Source organism: Mycobacterium sp. E2699, from assembly GCF_001666745.1.
Lineage (GTDB): Bacteria > Actinomycetota > Actinomycetes > Mycobacteriales > Mycobacteriaceae > Mycobacterium.
Genome location: NZ_LZJH01000041.1, coordinates 1 through 17677, shown reverse-complemented (window position 1 = coordinate 17677; position 17677 = coordinate 1). Strand labels below are relative to the sequence as shown.

Genomic DNA, 17677 nt, shown 5'->3' with positions numbered 1-17677 from the left:
CCAACTGCCTTACGCGGCAGGACATTTCGGTTTGTCCCTCATCCCGCCGACGGCGGTGGGCGCATCACTTTCCCCTTGACCTCCGCGCCAACCTGGAGTTCCTCGGGAGTCGGTTGTTTCCTCTTGCGCCAACCACTTCCCGCCGAGATGGGCGGCGGCATCAACGGCGGCAGCATCGGGAACCCGGCGTCGGCGCCGTCGAGCGGCGAGGCGGCCGAGGCGAGTTGGACCGGGGTTTGCGAGGCCGGGAGCAGCCCCACCACCGCGGGCGGCGCGGTCAGCTTGCCTATCGACACCCCCGCGGCCAGCTGCGCGGTGGGCGCAGCCGACCCGATGCCCCGGATCGCGCCGGACAGTTCGGCCCCCGCCGCCCCCAGCGCCGACTCGCCCTCCGACAGGCCCTGGCCGATGTCGCCGCCCACGCTCTGCAGCGCCTGGGCCGAGGTGCTCTGCGCGACGTAGCTGAGCAGGTTGATGGGGAACCCGGACGAGATGAACTGGTTCCCCCAGGTGTTGGCCAGCCCGAACCACCCGACGTTGGGGTCGAAGCCGAACGGGCTGTTGAGCGCGTTCAACAAATCCCCGATCGCCGACTGCGCCGGGGTGGCGGCGGCCGCGGACGTGGCGGTGGCCTGCGCCGCCGTCCCCGCGGCATCGGTGATCGCGGGCGGCGACAGGAACTGCTGGAGGTCGAGCGCCTGCGTCGTCGCCGCCTGGTAGCGGCTCAGCGCCGCGGAGTTGGTCGCCCACATGGCCTGGTATTGGTCTTCGGCTGCCGCGATGGCCGGCAGGTTGCGGCCGAACGCGTTGGTGGCGATCAGCTGCGCCAGCCGCGTCCTGTTGGCGGCGACCGCCGCGGGCTGCACCACGCTGGCTTGCGCGGAGTTGAACGCCGCCGCGGCGGCCTGGGTCGACTCGGCCAGCTGCTGGGACTGCTGGGCGGTGTTCCGCAGCCAGGTGACGTAGGGCTGGACGGCCTCGACCATCGCCGCCGAGGAGGGACCCTTCCACGACTCGCTGAGGGTCGACAACGCCGAAGTGTAGACGCTTGCCGAGTTCTCCAGTTCAGTGGTCAGGCGCTGCCAGGCGGCGGACGCTTCGAGCAGCGAGCCGGCTCCGGGTCCGGAGTGGATGAGCACCGAGGTGACCTCGGGCGGCAGCGCTAGAAGATCCATGACATCTCACATTCCGTATGCGGGCAACGAACCAGCAAAGTCGCGCTGACCACACCGTGACCTGCGCTGAAACAATGCACGTCGACGCCTCACGGGTGGCCCCCCGATCACCTTTCGTTCGAGTACCGGACGAGACGAACGATATACCGACGAGGTTAGCCAGCGAAGTAAATCAGCAGCTGGGCGGCCCGGCGCCAGTCACACGGTCACTGTTGCACCGCGGTCCAATTCGATGATTCGATCGCCCATGCCGCGGCGCTTCATCTCCGTGACGAAGTCCCCCAGCGGGGAGGCAAACACGCTGTAGTCGTCGAAGTGGACGGGGATCGTTTTGGGCAGCGACAGCTTTGCCACCAGCTCCGCACCCTGGCGGCCGTCCATGGTCACCGTCAGCCCGAACGGGAGCCGCCCGCCGGCCGGCAGCCGCGTGCCGCCCAGGTGCAGCACGCCCGCGTCGATCGAGTCGAAGCGCACGGGAATCTCGTCGAGCTCCTCGACGAGCAGGGTGTCGCCGGAAACGTAGAGCCGGCGCACCGAGCGGTCGGCCGACACGAATTCCAGCATGGTGCCCATCACCGGCGGCAGCAGCCGATGGGTCCACAGCGGCGCGTGGCGTCCGGGCAGTGAGGTGATGTGAATCGTGTTGCCGCCCTTGGTGATTGTGTGTCGCTGCCACGTCGACAGGCCAAGCGCGTGGCCGAAGCCACGGTGGTGCAGCCGCTTTGCCGCGTGCGGGGTGGTGATGATCGGCAGCTGGTGATCGAGGCCCTGCTGCGACACCCGGTCCCAGTGGTCGCCGTGCATATGGGAGAGCACCACCGCGTCCACCGGCGGAAGCTCGTCGACGCTCAGCGCCGGTTCGCGCAGCCGCTTGGACACCAACCCGTAGCCCAGATAGGCGTGCTGGCCGCGGTGCAGGAAGTTCGGATCGGTCAACAGCGTGAGCCCGCCGGCGCCGATCAGCGTCGTGGCGTTGCCCACGAAGGTGACGGTGATCTCCATGACCGCGGGCTACCCGGTCCCGCGTTGTTCACGCGGTCAGCAGCGCAGCGGTTCGTCGTCGGGGTGGTCAGGGCCGGGCCGCCGGCTGACGAACTCCCGGCGTACGCCGGTGACCGGATCGTCGAACTCGATGCGCTGGGCGAGCAGCCGCAGCGGCGCGCTGAAGTCGTCCGGGGGCACGTCGATCACGTTGGGATACAACGGATCGCCCTCGATCGGCAGACCCAGCGAGGCCATGTGCACCCGCAGCTGATGGGTGCGCCCGGTGCGTGGGGTGAGCCGGTACAGGCCGTCCGGCGAGACGCGCTCTACCAGCGTCTCCGCGTTGGGCACACCCGGCTCGCAGGCCGCCTGTAAAACGCCGCGGCGCTTGACGATCCGGTTTCGCACCACCCGGGGGAAAGCCAGCGAGGGGTCGACGCCGGCCCGCGCGAGGTACGTCTTGGCGACCAACCCGCGCGCGAACAGCGTTTGGTAGGCGCCGCGCACCTCGCGGCGGACCGTGAACAGCAGCACCCCGGCCGTCAGCCGGTCCAGCCGGTGCGCCGGGCTCAGCTCGGGCAGGCCCAGTTCGCGGCGCAGCCGCACCAGCGCGGTCTGCGCGACATGCCGCCCCCGCGGCATGGTGGCCAGAAAGTGCGGCTTGTCGACGACGACGATGTCGTCGTCGCGGTGCAGCACCGGAACGTCGAACGGCACCGGAACCTCAACCGGCAGCTCGCGATACAGGAACACGTGGGAACCCGCGGGCAGTACCGTCGCCTCGTCGACCACCACGCCGTCGGCGTCGACGACCGGTCCGTGCACAACCCGCGCGCCGAACCGGGCGGTCAGCTCCGCCAACACCGATCCGCCGCGCAGCCGAACCCGCGCCGGGCCCAGCCCGTCGCGCACGGGAAGCGGCGCGGGCCTCAACTGAGCGGCACCGGCTCGAGGATCTCGGCGCGCGCCTCGGGGGCGCTGGCCCGCAGCTCGTCCGCCGACACGTCGTCGGGCTGGGCCTGCGACAGGATCTCGGCCTCCACCCGCGCGGTGTAGTTGGCGACCTCGCGGTCGATGTCCTCTGCGCTCCAGCCCAGCACCGGCGCCACCACCTCGGCCACCTCGCGGGCGCAGTCGACACCGCGGTGCGAGTATTCGATGGAAATGCGCATCCGGCGGGCCAGGACGTCCTCGAGATGCAGCGCACCCTCGGCGGTGACGGCATAGAGGGCCTCCACCCGCAGATAGCCCGGCGCCTCCTTGATCGGGCTGAGCAGGTCGGGGGATTCGGCCGCCAGCTGCAGCACCTCGCCGATCAGCGACCCGTAGCGGTCCAGCAGGTGGCGCACCCGATACGGGTGCAGGCCCTTCAGCGCGCCGACGTGTTCGGCCTGGTTGACCAGCGCGAAGTAGCCGTCGGCGCCGAGCAGGCTTACCTTCTCGGTGATCGACGGCGCCACCCGCGCGGGAACGAACTGCGCGGCGGCGTCGATCGCGTCGGCGGCCATCACCCGGTAGGTGGTGTACTTCCCGCCCGCGATCGCGACCAGCCCGGGCGCCGGCACCGCCACGGCGTGCTCGCGGGACAGCTTGGAGGTCTCCTCGCTCTCACCGGCCAGCAGCGGGCGCAGCCCGGCGTACACGCCGTCGATGTCGGCGTGCGTCAACGGGTTGGCCAGCACGGTGTTGACCGTCCCGAGGATGTAGTCGATGTCGGCCTTGGTGGCCGCGGGGTGGGCGAGGTCGAGGTTCCAGTCGGTGTCGGTGGTGCCGATGATCCAGTGGTTGCCCCACGGGATGACGAACATCACCGACTTCTCGGTGCGCAGGATGATCGCGACGTCGCTGACGATGCGGTCGCGCGGCACCACGATGTGCACGCCTTTGGACGCGCGGACCTGGAACCGCCCGCGCTGCTTGGACAGCGCCTGGATCTCGTCGGTCCACACCCCGGTCGCGTTGACGACGACGTGCCCGCGGACCTCGGTGATCGAGCCGTCCTCGGAGTCGCGGACCCGCACGCCGGTCACCCGGTCGCCCTCCCGCAGCAACGCGACGACCTGGCTGGACGACCGCACCACCGCGCCGTAGTGCGCCGCGGTGCGCGCGACCGTCATGGTGTGGCGGGCGTCGTCGACGACGGTGTCGTAGTAGCGGATCCCGCCGATCAGGGAGGTGCGCTTGAGGCCCGGACTCAGCCTCAACGCCCCGGCCCGGGTCAAATGCTTCTGCGCGGGAACGGATTTCGCGCCACCGAGGCGGTCGTAGAGGAAGATGCCGGCGGCGGTGTAGGGACGTTCCCACCCCCGGTGCGTGAGCGGGAACAAAAAGGGCATGGGCTTGACCAGGTGCGGCGCCAGCTTCGTCAGCGACAGCTCACGCTCGTGCAGCGCCTCGCGCACCAGGCCGAACTCCAGCTGCTCGAGGTAGCGCAGCCCGCCGTGGAACATCTTCGACGACCGGCTCGAGGTGCCCGACGCGAAATCGCGCGCCTCGACCAGGGCCACCTTGAGCCCGCGGGTGGCGGCGTCCAGCGCGCACCCGGAGCCCACCACGCCGCCGCCGATGACCACGACGTCGAACTGCTCGGCGCCCAGCCGCTCCCAGGCCACGGTGCGCTGCTGGGGTCCCAGCGCGTCGATCGGGTCGCTCACTGCGGGCTCTCCTGTCCGGTTACTCGTCGGTAGGTGTGCGGTTCCCAGGCTAGGCGCTAATCCAGATCGTCGTGTGCCATCAGCCGGCGCGCGGCCTCGGTGATGGACCCGGACAGCGAGGGGTAAACGGCCAGCGTCTGAGCCAATTCGTTCACGGTGATGCGGTTGGTCACCGCGACCGCGATCGGCAGGATCAGCTCGGAGGCGATGGGCGCGACCACCACGCCGCCGATCACCACGCCGGTGGATCTCCGGCAGAACATCTTGACGAACCCCTGCCGCAGCCCCGACATCTTGGCCCGCGCGTTGGTGCGCAGCGGCAGCATGATCGTGCGCGCCGGCACGGAGCCGTCGTCGATCATCGACTGCGGCACCCCGACCGCTGCGATCTCCGGCCTGGTGAACACCGTCGCCGCCACCGTGCGCAGCCGGATCGGGCTGACCCCCTCGCCCAGCGCGTGGTACATCGCGATCCGGCCCTGCATGGCCGCGACGGACGCCAGCAGCAGCAGCCCCGTGCAGTCCCCCGCGGCGTAGATGCCGGGCACCGAGGTGCGCGACACCCGGTCGACGCGCAGGTAGTCGCCGGGCCCGAGCTCGATGCCGACCCGTTCCAGCCCAAGCCCGCCGGTGTTGGGCACCGAGCCGATGGTCATCAGGGCGTGGCTGCCCTCGACGGTGCGCCTGTCGGTCATGGTGACCAGCACCCCGGCATCGGTGCGGGTGACCGACTCGGCGCGGGCGTTCTTGACCAGCTTGACGCCCCGCTCGGCGAACGACTCCTCCAGGACGAGCGCGGCGTCGGCGTCCTCGTAGGGCAACACCCGGTCGCGGCTGGCCGCCACGGTGACCTGGACGCCCAGCTCGGTGTAGGCGCTGACGAACTCGGCGCCGGTGACCCCGGAGCCCACCACGATCAGGTGCTCGGGCAGCGCCTCCAGGTCGTAGAGCTGCCGCCAGGTCAGGATGCGTTCGCCGTCGGGCCGCGCCGACGGCAGGATCCGCGGGCTGGCGCCGGTGGCGATCAGCACGACGTCGGCCTCGTGCTCGGTGGTCGTGCCGTCCGCGGCGGTCGCCTTGACGCGGTGCTTTGCCAGCCCGGGCGTCGGGTCGATCAGCTCGCCGCGGCCCGCGACCACCTGCACGCCCACGCCGAGCAGCTGCGCGGTGATGTCGGCCGACTGCTCGGCGGCCAGCGTGCGCACCCGGGCGTGGATCTGCGGCAGCGAGATCTTGGCGTCCTCGATGTCGATGTCGAAGCCCAGCCGCGGGGCCCGGCGCAGCTCGGTGCGCAGCCCGGTGGAGGCGATGAACGTCTTGGACGGCACGCAGTCGTCGAGCACGGCGGCGCCGCCGACGCCCTCGGAGTCGATCACGGTGACGTGGGTTGTGTCTGGATGTGAGGTGGCGGCGACCAGAGCGGCTTCGTAACCGGCCGGCCCCCCACCGAGGATCACGATGCGGGTCACCACACGCCCTAACCTATCGCCCGCCGACGATGCGCGCCGCGCTGCGGCGTGAGGCCCACGAAACGTTCGGGTGAATACCTCGCGGGGTTCCGACGTTTAAGCTTCTTCCGTGCCGATCTACGCCGCGTACGGGTCGAACATGGATCCCGAGCAGATGCTCAAGCGCGCGCCGCACTCGCCGATGGCCGGGACGGGCTGGCTGCACGGGTGGCGGTTGACGTTCGGCGGGGAGGACATCGGCTGGGAAGGGGCCCTGGCGACCATCGTCGAGGACCCGGGTTCGAAGGTGTTCGTCGTGCTCTACGACATGACGCCGGCCGACGAGGCGAACCTCGACCGATGGGAGGGCTCCGAGTTCGGGGTGCACAAGAAGATCCGGTGCCGGGTGGAGCGCATCTCGTCGGACACCACGATCGACCCGGTGCTGGCTTGGCTGTACGTGCTCGACGCCTGGGAGGGCGGGCTGCCGTCGGCGCGTTACCTCGGCGTGATGGCCGACGCCGCCGAGATCGCCGGTGCGCCAGAGGATTACGTGAGCGACCTGCGCAACCGGCCGGCCAGCAACGTCGGCCCGGGGACCAGCGGCTAGAACAGGGCGGCCGGCCCCGCGAGCCCCCATCGCGCGAGCCCCATCCCGCGAGCGTGCGTGTTTGTACGGCGACACGCCGCACCAGCCGGCATTCTGCGCACCCTCGTCGCTGCGTCACGCGGCTTTTCGCAAGTGCGTCTCGAGCCGGCGGACAAGTTCGCGAGGTCGATATCTCACGTCCTCCGCGATGATGGGCACTACCACCCACCCCAGCTGTTGAAGGGCCGAAGAACGGCGGCGGTCCCGCAGAAACGCGTCCGGCCCGCTGTGCCAGTCGATGCCGTCGTACTCCGCCGCGACCCGACGCACCGGCCACGCGAAGTCGAGTCGCCAGAGACGTCCATGCAGGTCCAGGACCTCGTACTGCAGCACAGGCCAGGGCAGGCCGCCGTCGATCATGACCAGCCGTGCCTCACTCTCCATCGGCGACTCAGCGAGCGGGCTGGCCAGTCCCAGCAATTCGCGCACGGTCACGATCCCGCGACGGCCGGATTGCTGCCTAACGGCCCGCTGAAGGTCTTCGTTGCTACAGGTGCCGCTGCGCAGCGCGGCGTCCAGTGTCGCCAGCGCTCTGGGTCGACGAAGGCTGCGGGCGACCTCGATCGCCGTCCACGGGGGCGCGGTGACGGGGCGTCCCCCGACCATGGCCAACGGCGCCCCTTCCCGCCGGTGCACGACGAGGCCGCCGGACGACCGCAGTTGCCCACCGGACGGATTGAGCACGTGCAGATCAGCGGTCCGTTCGGTGTCGAAGCCGTACATCGCCGCGGCGGTGCTTAAGCAGACCGCGATCGTCGTTCCCGTCGCCAAATCCAACCCGCGCAGTCGCAGCGCGTCGGTGATTTCACCGCGGCCGTAGACGCCATACCAAACTTTTTGCAGCACACCGCATTTCAGGTCCGCTTCCAGCCCGCGGCGGCTCAAGAACGTCAACGCCTGCGCGGTTGTCACCACTCCGCCTTGCGTGTCCAGCAATCGACTGAGCCCTGCATGCATGCGGGCTATCGTCTGGGCACCGCGGCTTCCCCACAATTCACTGCGCCGAGCGTGCACAGAATGCCGACTGCAACGGCGTGTCGCCGTACAAACACGCACGCTCGCGGGGAGGGGAGCGCGGCAGAAGCGGCTAGAACAGGGCCGCCTGCTCGACGATGTTGACCATCACGCGCAGGCCGATCGCCAGGGCCCGCTCGTCGAGGTCGAAGGTCGGCTGGTGCAGGTCCAGCTGCGGCCCCTCGCCCGACCACACGCCCAGCCGGGCCATCGCGCCCGGAATCTCCTCCAGATACCAGGAGAAGTCCTCGCCGCCGCCGGACTGCCGGGTGTCGGCCAGCGCCTCGGGGCCGACGGCCTCGATGGCGTGGGTGAGGATGCGCGTCGAGATGTCCTCGTTGACCACCGGGGGCACCCCGCGCCGGTACTGCAGCGTGTGTTCGATCGCCAGTGGCGACAGCAGCGCCGTCACGGTCTCGCGGATGATGTCCTGCAGCGCGACCCAGGTCTGGCGGCTCGCGGTGCGCACGGTGCCGGCCAACACGCCCGTCTGCGGGATCGCGTTGGGGGCCACCCCGGCGTTGACGGCGCCCCAGACCAGCACCGTCGCGTTGCGCGGGTCGATGCGGCGCGACAGCACCCCGGGCAGCCCGGTGATCAGCGTGCCCAGGCCGTAGACCAGGTCGCCGGTCAGGTGCGGCCGCGAGGTGTGCCCGCCCGGCGAATACAGGGTGATCTCCAGCTGGTCGGCGGCCGAGGTGATCGGGCCCTGCCGGACCGCGACCTTGCCGACCTCCAGCCGGGGGTCGCAGTGCAGGGCGAAGATCCGCGACACCCCGGACAGCGCCCCGGCCGCGATCGCGTCGATCGCCCCACCCGGCATCAATTCCTCGGCGGCCTGGAAGATCAACCGCACCCCGACCGGCAGCTCCGGCACGGACGCGAGCGCCAGGGCCGTGCCCAGCAGGATGGCGGTGTGCGCGTCGTGCCCGCAGGCGTGGGCGACGTTGGGCATCGTCGAGGTGTACGGCGCGCCGGTCCGCTCGGCCATCGGCAGCGCGTCCATGTCGGCCCGCAGCGCGATCCTCGGCTCGTGCTCGGGCCCCATGTCGCAGACCAGCCCGGTGCCGCCGGGCAGCACCTTCGGGTTCAGCCCGGCGTCGGCCAGCCGTTCGGCGACGAACTGGGTGGTCGCATACTCCTGCCGGCCCAATTCCGGGTAGCGGTGGATGTGCCGGCGCCACGAGACCAGGTCGTCGTGGTGAGCGGCCAGCCACGACTCGGCGCTGTCGACGAGGCTCATGCCCGCGCCCCTCGCCGCTCCTGCGCGGCCAACACCCGGTCGCGTTCACCGGGGGTCTGGGCGAGCTGAACGACGGTGCGCGCCAACATGATTGCGCCGTCGACCACGGCACGGTCGGCGCTGGGGCCGGCGGCCGCCGCGGCGAAGGCGCGTTGGTGCACCGTGGCACCGCCGGCGTCGACGCGGATCACCGGATGGATACCGGGCAGCACCTGTGTCACGTTGCCCATGTCGGTGCTGCCCATCGGCAGCCCGGTCTCGAATTCGGCCGCCACCGGCTCGCGGCCGAGCCGGCGCATCTCTTCCCGGAACACGTCCGCCAGCCAGGGGTCGGGGTTGAGCTCCGCGTACGGGGGCGCGGGGCTGTCGATCTCGTACTCGCAGCCGGCGGCCAGCGCGCCCGCGGCGAAGCACGCGTACATCCTGCCCTCCAGCTGCCGCAGCGATTCGGATTCGAGCGCCCGCATCGCGTACTGCAGGGTCGTGTGGCCGGGGATGACGTTGACGGCCTGCCCGCCGTTGGTGACGATCCCGTGGACCAGTTGGCCCGGCGCCAGCTGCTGGCGCAACAGCCCGACCGCCACCTGCGCGACGGTCAGCGCGTCGGCGGCGTTGAGCCCGAGGTACGGCGCGACGGCGGCGTGCGATTCCTTGCCCCGGTAGTCCACCGTCACCTCCGACAACGCCAGCGAGCGGGCCGCGGCGATGTCGGTCGGCCCGGGATGGACCATCACCGCCACCGCGACGTCGTCGAACGTCCCGGCCTCGAGCAGCAGCGCCTTGCCGCCGCCGGCCTCCTCGGCGGGAGTGCCCAGCAGCGCCACCCGCAGGCCGAGCTCGTCGGCCACCTCGGCCAGCGCCAGCGCGGCGCCCACCGCCGACGCGGCGATGATGTTGTGGCCGCAGGCGTGCCCGATCTCCGGCAGCGCGTCGTACTCCGCGCACACCCCGACGACCAGCGGCCCGCTGCCGAAGTCGGCGCGGAACGCGGTGTCCAGACCGCCCGCCCGCGCGGTGATCTCGAAGCCCCGCTCGGCGACCAGCGCCTGCGCCTTCGCACAGCTGCGATGCTCGGCGAAGGCCAGCTCGGGCTCGGCGTGGATGGCGTGGGAAAGCTCGACGAGGTCGGCGCCACGTCGCCGCACGACGTCCTCAACACTGTCCAATGCGGTCGCGGGCATCCTCGCAGTATCCCACCGCGACCTGAGGGGTCTGGGCTACACCAGTCCGGCGATGAATCCCGCGGCCTGTCGGGGGTAGGGCGGGTCGCCGTAGTCGTGGTGCGCGTCCCGGTCGCGACCGCCGACGACGCAGACCGGATCACCGGGACTGCAGAGGTCGATGGCGCGGCCGGCGAACAGACCCGTCGTCGAAAGCGGCGTGTCGAAGCGGTTGCCGGGGTTGCCGAAAACCGCGACCGCCGCGACCTTGCTCGCCAGGCCGGGATCCAGCGCCGGAGCCGATCCGAAGTTGCCGATGCGCTCGCCCAGCGGCGGCACCCCCGCCAGCATCGAGACCGCGGCCGCGCCCTGTGAAAAGCCGCCGAGCACCAGCCGCGTGGCGGGGCACTGGCCGACCATCTGCGCGATGTGGTCGCGCGCGTCGTTGGCCCCGTCCGCGGTGGTCAGAAAGTTATAGCTGGCCGGATAGTTCACCGCGTACGCGTCGACGCTGCGCGAGCCGAGGGCCGACTGCAGCGCCGCGAGCAGCGCATCGCCGGCCACGCCGAGGCCGGGCGGCTCGGCGGTGCCGCGCGCGAAGATGAGTTGGACATCGGGACACCCGTCGGCTCCTGCCACCGGAGCCGGGCCGCCCGTGATCACCGCCACCGAGACCGCGACAGTGACGACCACGCGGAGTACGGACCACCAACGACGACGCATACGGCAGATCCTCACATACGGCGGGCTAGGCTCGCCCAGTGTGAGCGAGCCCGCGTCCGACCCCGACGACCTCGCGCGGCGGGCCGGGCGGGCCATCGCCGAGCGCACCGGCGTCGACGAGCACGACGTCGCCGTCGTTCTCGGGTCGGGATGGCGGCCGGCGGTGGCGGCGCTGGGTTCCCCGACCGCCACACTCCCACAGGCCGAACTGCCCGGGTTCGCGCCACCGACCGCGGTCGGGCACACCGGCGAGCTGCTGTCGACGCGCATCGGCGACCACCGGGTGCTGGTGTTCGTCGGTCGCGTGCATGCCTACGAGGGGCACGACCTGTGCCACGTCGTGCACCCGGTGCGGGCGGCCTGCGCGGCGGGGGTGCGGGTCGTCGTGCTCACCAACGCGGCCGGCGGGCTGCGCCCGGACATGGCGACCGGCCAGCCGGTGCTGATCAGCGACCACCTGAACCTCACCGGGCGCTCGCCGCTGGTCGGCCCGCGCTTCGTCGACCTGACCGACGCTTACGCGCCGCGGCTGCGCGAGCTGGCCCGCGAGGCCGACCCGGCGCTGACCGAGGGCGTCTACGCCGGCCTGCCCGGACCGCATTACGAAACCCCCGCGGAGGTGCGGATGCTGCAGACGCTGGGCGCCGACCTGGTCGGCATGTCGACGGTGCACGAGACGATCGCGGCCCGGGAGGCCGGCGTCGAGGTGCTGGGGGTGTCGCTGGTGACCAACCTGGCCGCGGGGATCAGCGGCGAACCGCTCAGCCACGCCGAGGTGCTGGCCGCCGGCGCCGCCTCGGCGAGCCGGATGGGCGCCCTGCTGGCCGACGTCGTCGCGCGGTTATAGCGACGTGACAACCGCCCGTCCACTGAGGTTCGGCACCGCGGGGCTGCGCGGTCCGGTGCGCGACGGGCCCGACGCCATGAACGCCGAGGTGGTCGCGCGCGCGACGTGGGCGGTGGCGCGCGTGCTCACCGAGCGTGGCCTGGCGGACTCCGCGGTGGTCGTCGGCCGCGACGCCCGGCACGGCTCGGCGCCTTTCGCCACGGTGACCGCCGAAGTGCTTGCCGCGCAGGGCTTTTCGGTGCTGCTGCTGCCCGGCGCGGTGCCCACGCCGGTGGTCGCGTTCGCGGTGCGCCGCACCGGCGCCACCGCCGGGGTGCAGATCACGGCGTCGCACAACCCGCCGGGCGACAACGGCTACAAGGTGTACTTCGAGGGCGGCGTGCAGATCATCTCGCCCACCGACCGCCAGATCGAAGCCGCGATGGCCGCCGCTCCGCCGGCCGGCGAGATCCCCCGCGAGCCGGTGGCGCCCGCGCGGACCGACCTGGTGGAGCGTTACGTCGACCGGGCGGCGGCGGTGCGCCGGGGTGCCGGTTCGGTGCGGGTGGCGCTGACACCTTTGCACGGGGTGGGCGGCACCGTGGCCGTGGAAACCTTGCGGCGCGCGGGATTCCACGAGGTGCACACCGTCGGCGCGCAGTTCGCGCCCGACCCCGATTTCCCGACCGTCGCGTTTCCCAACCCCGAGGAACCGGGCGCCAGCGATGCGCTGCTCGCCCTGGCCGCCGAGACGACGGCCGACGTCGCGATCGCGCTGGATCCCGACGCCGACCGGTGCGCCGTCGGCATCCCCGCGGCGCCGGGCTGGCGGATGCTGTCCGGCGACGAGACCGGTTGGCTGCTGGGCGATTACATCCTGTCGCGCGAACCCGATCCCGCGTCGGCGGTGGTGGCCAGCACCCTGGTGTCGTCACGGATGCTGGCCGCGATCGCCGCCCACCACGGCGCGACGCACGTCGAGACCCGCACCGGCTTCAAGTGGCTGGCCCGCGCCGACGCGAACGTGTCCGGCGGTCGGCTGGTGTACGCCTACGAGGAAGCGATCGGCCACTGCGTCGACCCGGATGCGGTGCGCGACAAGGACGGCATCAGCGCGGCGGTGCTGGCGTGCGATCTGGTCGCCACTTTGAAGGCGCGGGGCCGTTCAGTGGCCGACCGGCTCGACGACCTCGCCCGGCGCCACGGCGTGCACGACGTCGCGGCGGTGTCGCGCCGCGTCGCCGACGCCGACGAGGCCGACGCGCTGATGCGCCGGCTGCGCGCCGCCCCGCCGGCCCGTCTCGCGGACTTCCCCGCCACCCTCGACGACATCAGCGACGCGCTGATCTTCGCCGGCGGCGACCAGGAGACGTCGGCCCGGGTGGTGGTGCGGCCGTCGGGCACCGAGCCGAAGCTGAAGTGCTACATCGAGATTCGCTGCGCACCGACCGACGACCTGTCATCCGCCCGGGACCGGGCCCGCGCGCTGCGCGACGAGGTGACCGCGCAGGTGCGCGGCTTCTGAGCTAGCGCGGCCCGAATTGGCGGTCGCCCGCGTCGCCCAGCCCGGGCACGATGTAGGCGATCTCGTTGAGCCCGTCATCGACCGCGACGGTGAAAAGCCGCGCTTCCGGCGCCGCTTTCTCAAGCGCCGCAACGCCTTCCGGCGCCGCCACCGCACACAACACCGTGATGTCCGACGCGCCGCGGGGGTGCAGCAGCCCGATCGTGTGCGTCAGCGACCCGCCGGTGGCCAGCATGGGATCCAGCACCAGCACCGGCAGCCCGGTCAGGTCGCGGGGCAGCGACTCCATGTACCCGCTCGGCAGGTGGGTCTTTTCGTCGCGGGCCACGCCGACGAACCCCACGCGGGCCTCGGGCAACAGCGCGAGCGCCTGCTCCACCATGCCCAGCCCGGCGCGCAACACGGGAACCAGCAGCGGCGGCCTGGCCAGCCGCACCCCGAGCGTCTCGGCCAGCGGCGTGTGGATCGGAAATGTTTCGCGGGCCGCCTCGCGGGTGGCCTCGTAGACCAACATGGCGGTCAGGTCGCGCAGGGCGGCGCGGAAGTGGGCGTTGTCGGTGTGTTTGTCGCGCAATGCCGTCAGTCGCGCCTGCGCCAGCGGGTGATCGACGATGCGCACGTCCACGAGATGTGACCCTATATAACGATTGCGACGAGCAACGCAGACACGCTCGCGCCGGCGCCGCCCGCGGACCGGATCCGCTCATATACTCCCGGGGTGCGGCACCGGGCAGGGTTGGTGGACAAGGCATATCGCGCGCTGCGGTTGGCCGGTGCGGCGGCTTTCGCGGCCCTGGTGACGATCCCGTCGGCGCCCCGGGTGGGGCCGTCGGCGGCCGCGCTGCCGCAGCCCGCGCACGTGGTGATCGTCATCGAAGAGAACCGCGCGGCGGCCCACATCATCGGCAACAAGTCGGCGCCGTTCATCAACGCGCTGGCCGCGGGCGGAGCCAACATGGCCCAGTCGTTCGCCGAAACGCACCCCAGCGAGCCGAACTACCTGGCGCTGTTCGCCGGCAGCACACTCGGGGTGACCAGCGACTCGTGCCCGGTCAACGGCGGCGCCGCCCCCAACCTGGCCTCCGAATTGCTGTCCGCCGGTTACACCTTCGCCGGTTACGCCGAGGGCCTGCCCGCGCCGGGTTCGCCGGTGTGCAGCGCGGGCAAGTACGCGCGAAAGCACGTGCCGTGGGCCAACTTCACCAACGTGCCGGCGGCCGACTCGCTGCCGTTCTCGGCGTTTCCGATGGGCAACTACGCCGGCCTGCCGACCGTGTCGTTCGTCATTCCCGACAACGACGACAACATGCACGACGGCTCGATCGCGCAGGGCGACGCCTGGCTGAGCCGGGACCTGTCCGGCTACGCCAACTGGGCGGTGGCCAACAACAGCCTGCTCATCGTGACGTGGGACGAGGACGACGGCGGGCCGCGCAACCAGATTCCGACGATCATCTACGGCGGGCACGTGCAGCCCGGCACCTACAACGAGCAGATCAACCACTACAGCGTGCTGTCCACCCTGGAACAGATGTATGGGCTGCCCAAGATCGGTTACGCGGCCGGCGCCGCGCCCATCGCGACCATCTGGGCCGCTTAGCCGCAGCTTCGCCGCGCGTCGCTATTGTGTGCCGCATGGCTGCTGACCTCGTGCCCATCCGCCTGAGCCTGTCCGCCGGCGACCGCTACACCGTGTGGGCGCCCCGCTGGCGCGACGCAGGCGACGAGTGGGAGGCGTTCCTGGGCAAGGACGAGGACCTGTACGCGTTCGAGACCGTCGCCGACCTCGTCGCCTTCGTGCGCACCGACGACGACAACGACCTGGTGGACCACCCGGCGTGGCAGGACCTGACGTCCGCGCACGCGCACCGCTTCGAGCCGGCCGACGACAAACAATTCGACCTGGTCGCCGTCGAGGAACTGGTGTCGGAGAAGCCGACCGAGGAATCGGTCACCGCGCTGGCGGGCACCCTGGCGATCGTGTCGTCGATCGGGTCGGTGTGCGAGCTGGCGGCGGTGGCGAAGTTCTTCAACGGCAACCCCAGCCTGGGCACGGTGGCCGGCGGCATCGACACCTTCACCGGGAAGGCGGGGCAGAAGCGCTGGAACGCGATTGCCGAGGTCATCGCCCGCAGCTGGGACGACGTGCTCAGCGCGATCGACGACATCGTCAGCACCCCGGAGGTCGACGAGGAAGTTGCGGCCAAGGCCGCCGAGGAACTCGCCGAAGAGCCCGACGAGGACGAACAGCCGGCCGAAGACACCGCCGCCGGCGACGAGGACGCCCGGGACTCCGAGGAGCCCGACGAGGACGAGACCGACGTCGCCGAAGACGAAGCGGCGGAGCAGGAGGATGCCCGCGCGGCCGGCGACACCGTCGTGCTGGGCGGCGCCAAAGACTTCTGGGTCCAGGTGGGCATCGACCCGATTCGGATCATCACGAGTTCGGACACCTTCTACACCCTGCGCTGCTACCTGGACGACCGCCCGATCTTCCTGGGCCGCAACGGCCGGATCAGCGTGTTCACCTCCGAGCGGGCGCTGGCGCGCTACCTCGCCGACGAGCACGACCACGACCTGTCCGACCTGAGCACCTACGACGACATCCGCACCGCCGCCACCGACGGCTCGCTGGCGGTCGACGTGACCGACGACAACGTCTACGTGCTGAGCGGGCTGGCCGACGACTTCGCCGAGGGGCCGGACGCGGTCGACCGCGACCAGCTCGACCTGGCCGTCGAACTGCTCCGCGACATCGGCGACTACTCGGAGGATCCCGCGGTGGACAAGGCGCTCGACACCGGCCGGCCGCTGGGCAAGCTAGTGGGCTCGGTGCTGGAGCCCGAGTCGGTCGGCAAGCCCGGCCCCCCGTACGCCGCGGCGGTACGCGAGTGGGAGAAGCTCGAGCAATTCGTCGAGGGCCGGCTCAGGCGGGAATAGGGCGCGAACCGCCCGCCGCGTTTGACGGGCCACCGAGTCTCCTCTTTACTGGCGCAGGTGTCATTCCCCGGCATCGGCCCGCTGCCCCTGTACGGGTTCCAGCGTCCGGCCATGCTGCTGTTCGCTGCGGTCCCGCTGGCGCTGCTGGCGGTCTACATCCTGGTACAGGCCCGGCGCCGGCGGCGCCTGCGCCGGTACACCGAGTCGCCGGTGCCGCAATCGTGGTGGCGGCATGTGCCGATCGCCGTTGCGCTGCTCTCCCTGCTGCTGTTGACCGTCGCGCTCGCCACCCCCACGCACGACATGCGCATCCCGCGCAACCGCGCCTGCGTCGTGCTGGTCATGGACGTGTCGAACTCCATGCGGGCGACCGACGTCGAACCCAACCGCCTCAAGGCGGCCGAGCAGGCCGCCGGCCAGTTCGCCAGCCAGCTGACGCCCGGCATCAATCTCGGGCTGGTCGCGTTTTCCGGGACGCCCTACCTGCTGGTGCCGCCCACCCCGCAGCACCAGGCGACGCTGGATGCGCTGACAAAGCTTCAGTTCGGCGACAGCACGGCGACCGGCGAGGCGATCTTCACCGCCCTGCACGCGGTTTCGGCCTCGGGGGTCGCAAGCGGCGACACCCCGCCGCCGGCCCGCATCGTGCTGCTGTCCGACGGCGGCGAGAACAAGCCGACCGACCCCAGCGACCCGCACGACGGCGCCTACACCGCCGCACGGCTGGCCAAGGACCAGGGTGTGCCCATTTCGACGATCACGTTCGGCACCAAGGGCGGCGAGATCGAGATGGACGGGCAGCGGGTCGCCGTGCCGGTCTCGGCGGACCAGATGCGCACCATCGCGCGGCTGTCGGGCGGCCAGTCCTACACCGCCAGCAACATCGCCGAGCTCAACAAGAGCTACAGCGCCATCGAGAACGACATCGGGTACCGCGTCGTGCCCGGCCCCGGCAGCGCCGGGTGGCTGCGCCTGGGCGTCATCGTCGCCCTGATCGCCACGGCGCTGGCCCTGCTGATCAACCGGCGATTGCCGACCTGAGCGGCCGCGCGGGGCCTACGACGGCAGCCGGCTGTTGAGGGCGAGCCCGGCCAGGATGGCGCCGGCCAGCACCACCGCCCCGAGCAGCATCCAGGCGAGGCTGGCGTCGCCCTTCACGGTCTGGTAGCCGATCTGGCGCTGCAGGAGATCTGCAAGATCACCGACGGCCAGGCCTTCCACGCCGACAGCCTGGAATCCCTCAACCAGGTCTATTCCACCCTGCAGCGCCAGATCGGCTACCAGACCGTGAAGGGCGACGCCAGCCTCGCCTGGATGCTGCTCGGGGCGGTGGTGC

Annotated in this window: 15 protein-coding genes and 2 pseudogenes; 6 read left to right on the top strand and 11 right to left on the bottom strand. The window is 71.3% G+C overall.

The features are described 5' to 3' along the window. Window positions 1-38: 38 nt before the first annotated feature. The 5 genes from A5696_RS05595 to A5696_RS05575 form a co-directional block, all read right to left on the bottom strand. Entirely contained in the window at window positions 39-1175 is a 1137-nt protein-coding gene (locus A5696_RS05595) for a PPE family protein (RefSeq protein ID WP_067874685.1), read from the bottom strand. 198 nt (window positions 1176-1373) lie between these two features. Then, window positions 1374-2177, bottom strand: coding sequence for an MBL fold metallo-hydrolase (locus tag A5696_RS05590; RefSeq protein WP_067874682.1), 804 nt, complete (start codon window positions 2175-2177; stop codon window positions 1374-1376). A gap of 36 nt (window positions 2178-2213) precedes the next feature. Next, window positions 2214-3092, bottom strand: coding sequence for a pseudouridine synthase (locus A5696_RS05585; protein WP_082968927.1), 879 nt, complete (start codon window positions 3090-3092; stop codon window positions 2214-2216). Next, window positions 3089-4813 (bottom strand): glycerol-3-phosphate dehydrogenase/oxidase, encoded by a 1725-nt coding sequence (locus A5696_RS05580; protein ID WP_067874674.1) that lies wholly within the window; start codon window positions 4811-4813, stop codon window positions 3089-3091. Before A5696_RS05580 ends, A5696_RS05585 begins: the two co-directional genes overlap by 4 nt. A gap of 56 nt (window positions 4814-4869) precedes the next feature. Further along, window positions 4870-6285 carry an NAD(P)H-quinone dehydrogenase gene (locus A5696_RS05575; RefSeq protein WP_067874671.1) on the bottom strand — a complete coding sequence of 472 codons (1416 nt, stop codon included), beginning with the start codon at window positions 6283-6285 and terminating at the stop codon, window positions 4870-4872. Window positions 6286-6391: 106 nt separating this feature from the next. Here A5696_RS05575 and A5696_RS05570 point away from each other — a divergent pair, with 106 nt between their 5' ends. Next, window positions 6392-6871, top strand: a complete 480-nt coding sequence (locus A5696_RS05570; protein WP_067874668.1) for a gamma-glutamylcyclotransferase — start codon at window positions 6392-6394, stop codon at window positions 6869-6871. A gap of 114 nt (window positions 6872-6985) precedes the next feature. Here the strand turns inward: A5696_RS05570 and A5696_RS05565 are convergent, their stop codons facing one another. From A5696_RS05565 to A5696_RS05550, 4 genes are all read right to left on the bottom strand, one after another. Next, entirely contained in the window at window positions 6986-7867 is an 882-nt protein-coding gene (locus A5696_RS05565) for a hypothetical protein (protein WP_067874665.1), read from the bottom strand. Window positions 7868-7997: 130 nt separating this feature from the next. Further along, window positions 7998-9167, bottom strand: a complete 1170-nt coding sequence (locus A5696_RS05560) for a M20 family metallopeptidase (RefSeq protein ID WP_067874662.1) — start codon at window positions 9165-9167, stop codon at window positions 7998-8000. Beyond that, the gene (locus A5696_RS05555; protein WP_067874660.1) at window positions 9164-10348 is read right to left on the bottom strand and encodes an amidohydrolase; all 1185 of its coding nucleotides are present in this window, start codon (window positions 10346-10348) and stop codon (window positions 9164-9166) included. Before A5696_RS05555 ends, A5696_RS05560 begins: the two co-directional genes overlap by 4 nt. 36 nt (window positions 10349-10384) lie before the next feature. After that, window positions 10385-11050: a cutinase family protein gene (locus A5696_RS05550; RefSeq protein WP_067874658.1), complete on the bottom strand. Its 666-nt coding sequence runs from the start codon at window positions 11048-11050 to the stop codon at window positions 10385-10387. Between the two features lie 40 nt (window positions 11051-11090). On the opposite strand from A5696_RS05550, the gene A5696_RS05545 reads away from it, so the two are divergent. Together A5696_RS05545 and A5696_RS05540 are read left to right on the top strand one after the other, a co-directional pair. After that, window positions 11091-11897, top strand: coding sequence for a purine-nucleoside phosphorylase (locus A5696_RS05545; RefSeq protein WP_067874655.1), 807 nt, complete (start codon window positions 11091-11093; stop codon window positions 11895-11897). A 13-nt stretch (window positions 11898-11910) separates the two neighbouring features. Next, a pseudogene (locus A5696_RS05540) lies at window positions 11911-13401 on the top strand (phospho-sugar mutase); the annotation flags it as partial. A gap of 1 nt (window position 13402) precedes the next feature. Here the strand turns inward: A5696_RS05540 and upp are convergent. Next, on the bottom strand, window positions 13403-14026 hold the full coding sequence (gene upp, locus A5696_RS05535; protein ID WP_067874651.1) for a uracil phosphoribosyltransferase: 624 nt from the start codon (window positions 14024-14026) through the stop codon (window positions 13403-13405). A 168-nt stretch (window positions 14027-14194) separates the two neighbouring features. Between upp and A5696_RS05530 the strand changes: the two genes are divergently transcribed. The 3 genes from A5696_RS05530 to A5696_RS05520 are packed head-to-tail and all read left to right on the top strand — an operon-like array spanning window position 14195 to window position 17382. Continuing rightward, window positions 14195-15001, top strand: coding sequence for an alkaline phosphatase family protein (locus tag A5696_RS05530; RefSeq protein ID WP_304442246.1), 807 nt, complete (start codon window positions 14195-14197; stop codon window positions 14999-15001). Window positions 15002-15036: 35 nt separating this feature from the next. Next, on the top strand, window positions 15037-16341 hold the full coding sequence (locus tag A5696_RS05525; protein WP_067874648.1) for a primosomal protein: 1305 nt from the start codon (window positions 15037-15039) through the stop codon (window positions 16339-16341). Window positions 16342-16398: 57 nt separating this feature from the next. Further along, window positions 16399-17382 carry a VWA domain-containing protein gene (locus tag A5696_RS05520; protein ID WP_067874644.1) on the top strand — a complete coding sequence of 328 codons (984 nt, stop codon included), beginning with the start codon at window positions 16399-16401 and terminating at the stop codon, window positions 17380-17382. 15 nt (window positions 17383-17397) lie between these two features. Here the strand turns inward: A5696_RS05520 and A5696_RS05515 are convergent. Beyond that, a pseudogene (locus tag A5696_RS05515) lies at window positions 17398-17677 on the bottom strand (hypothetical protein); the annotation flags it as partial.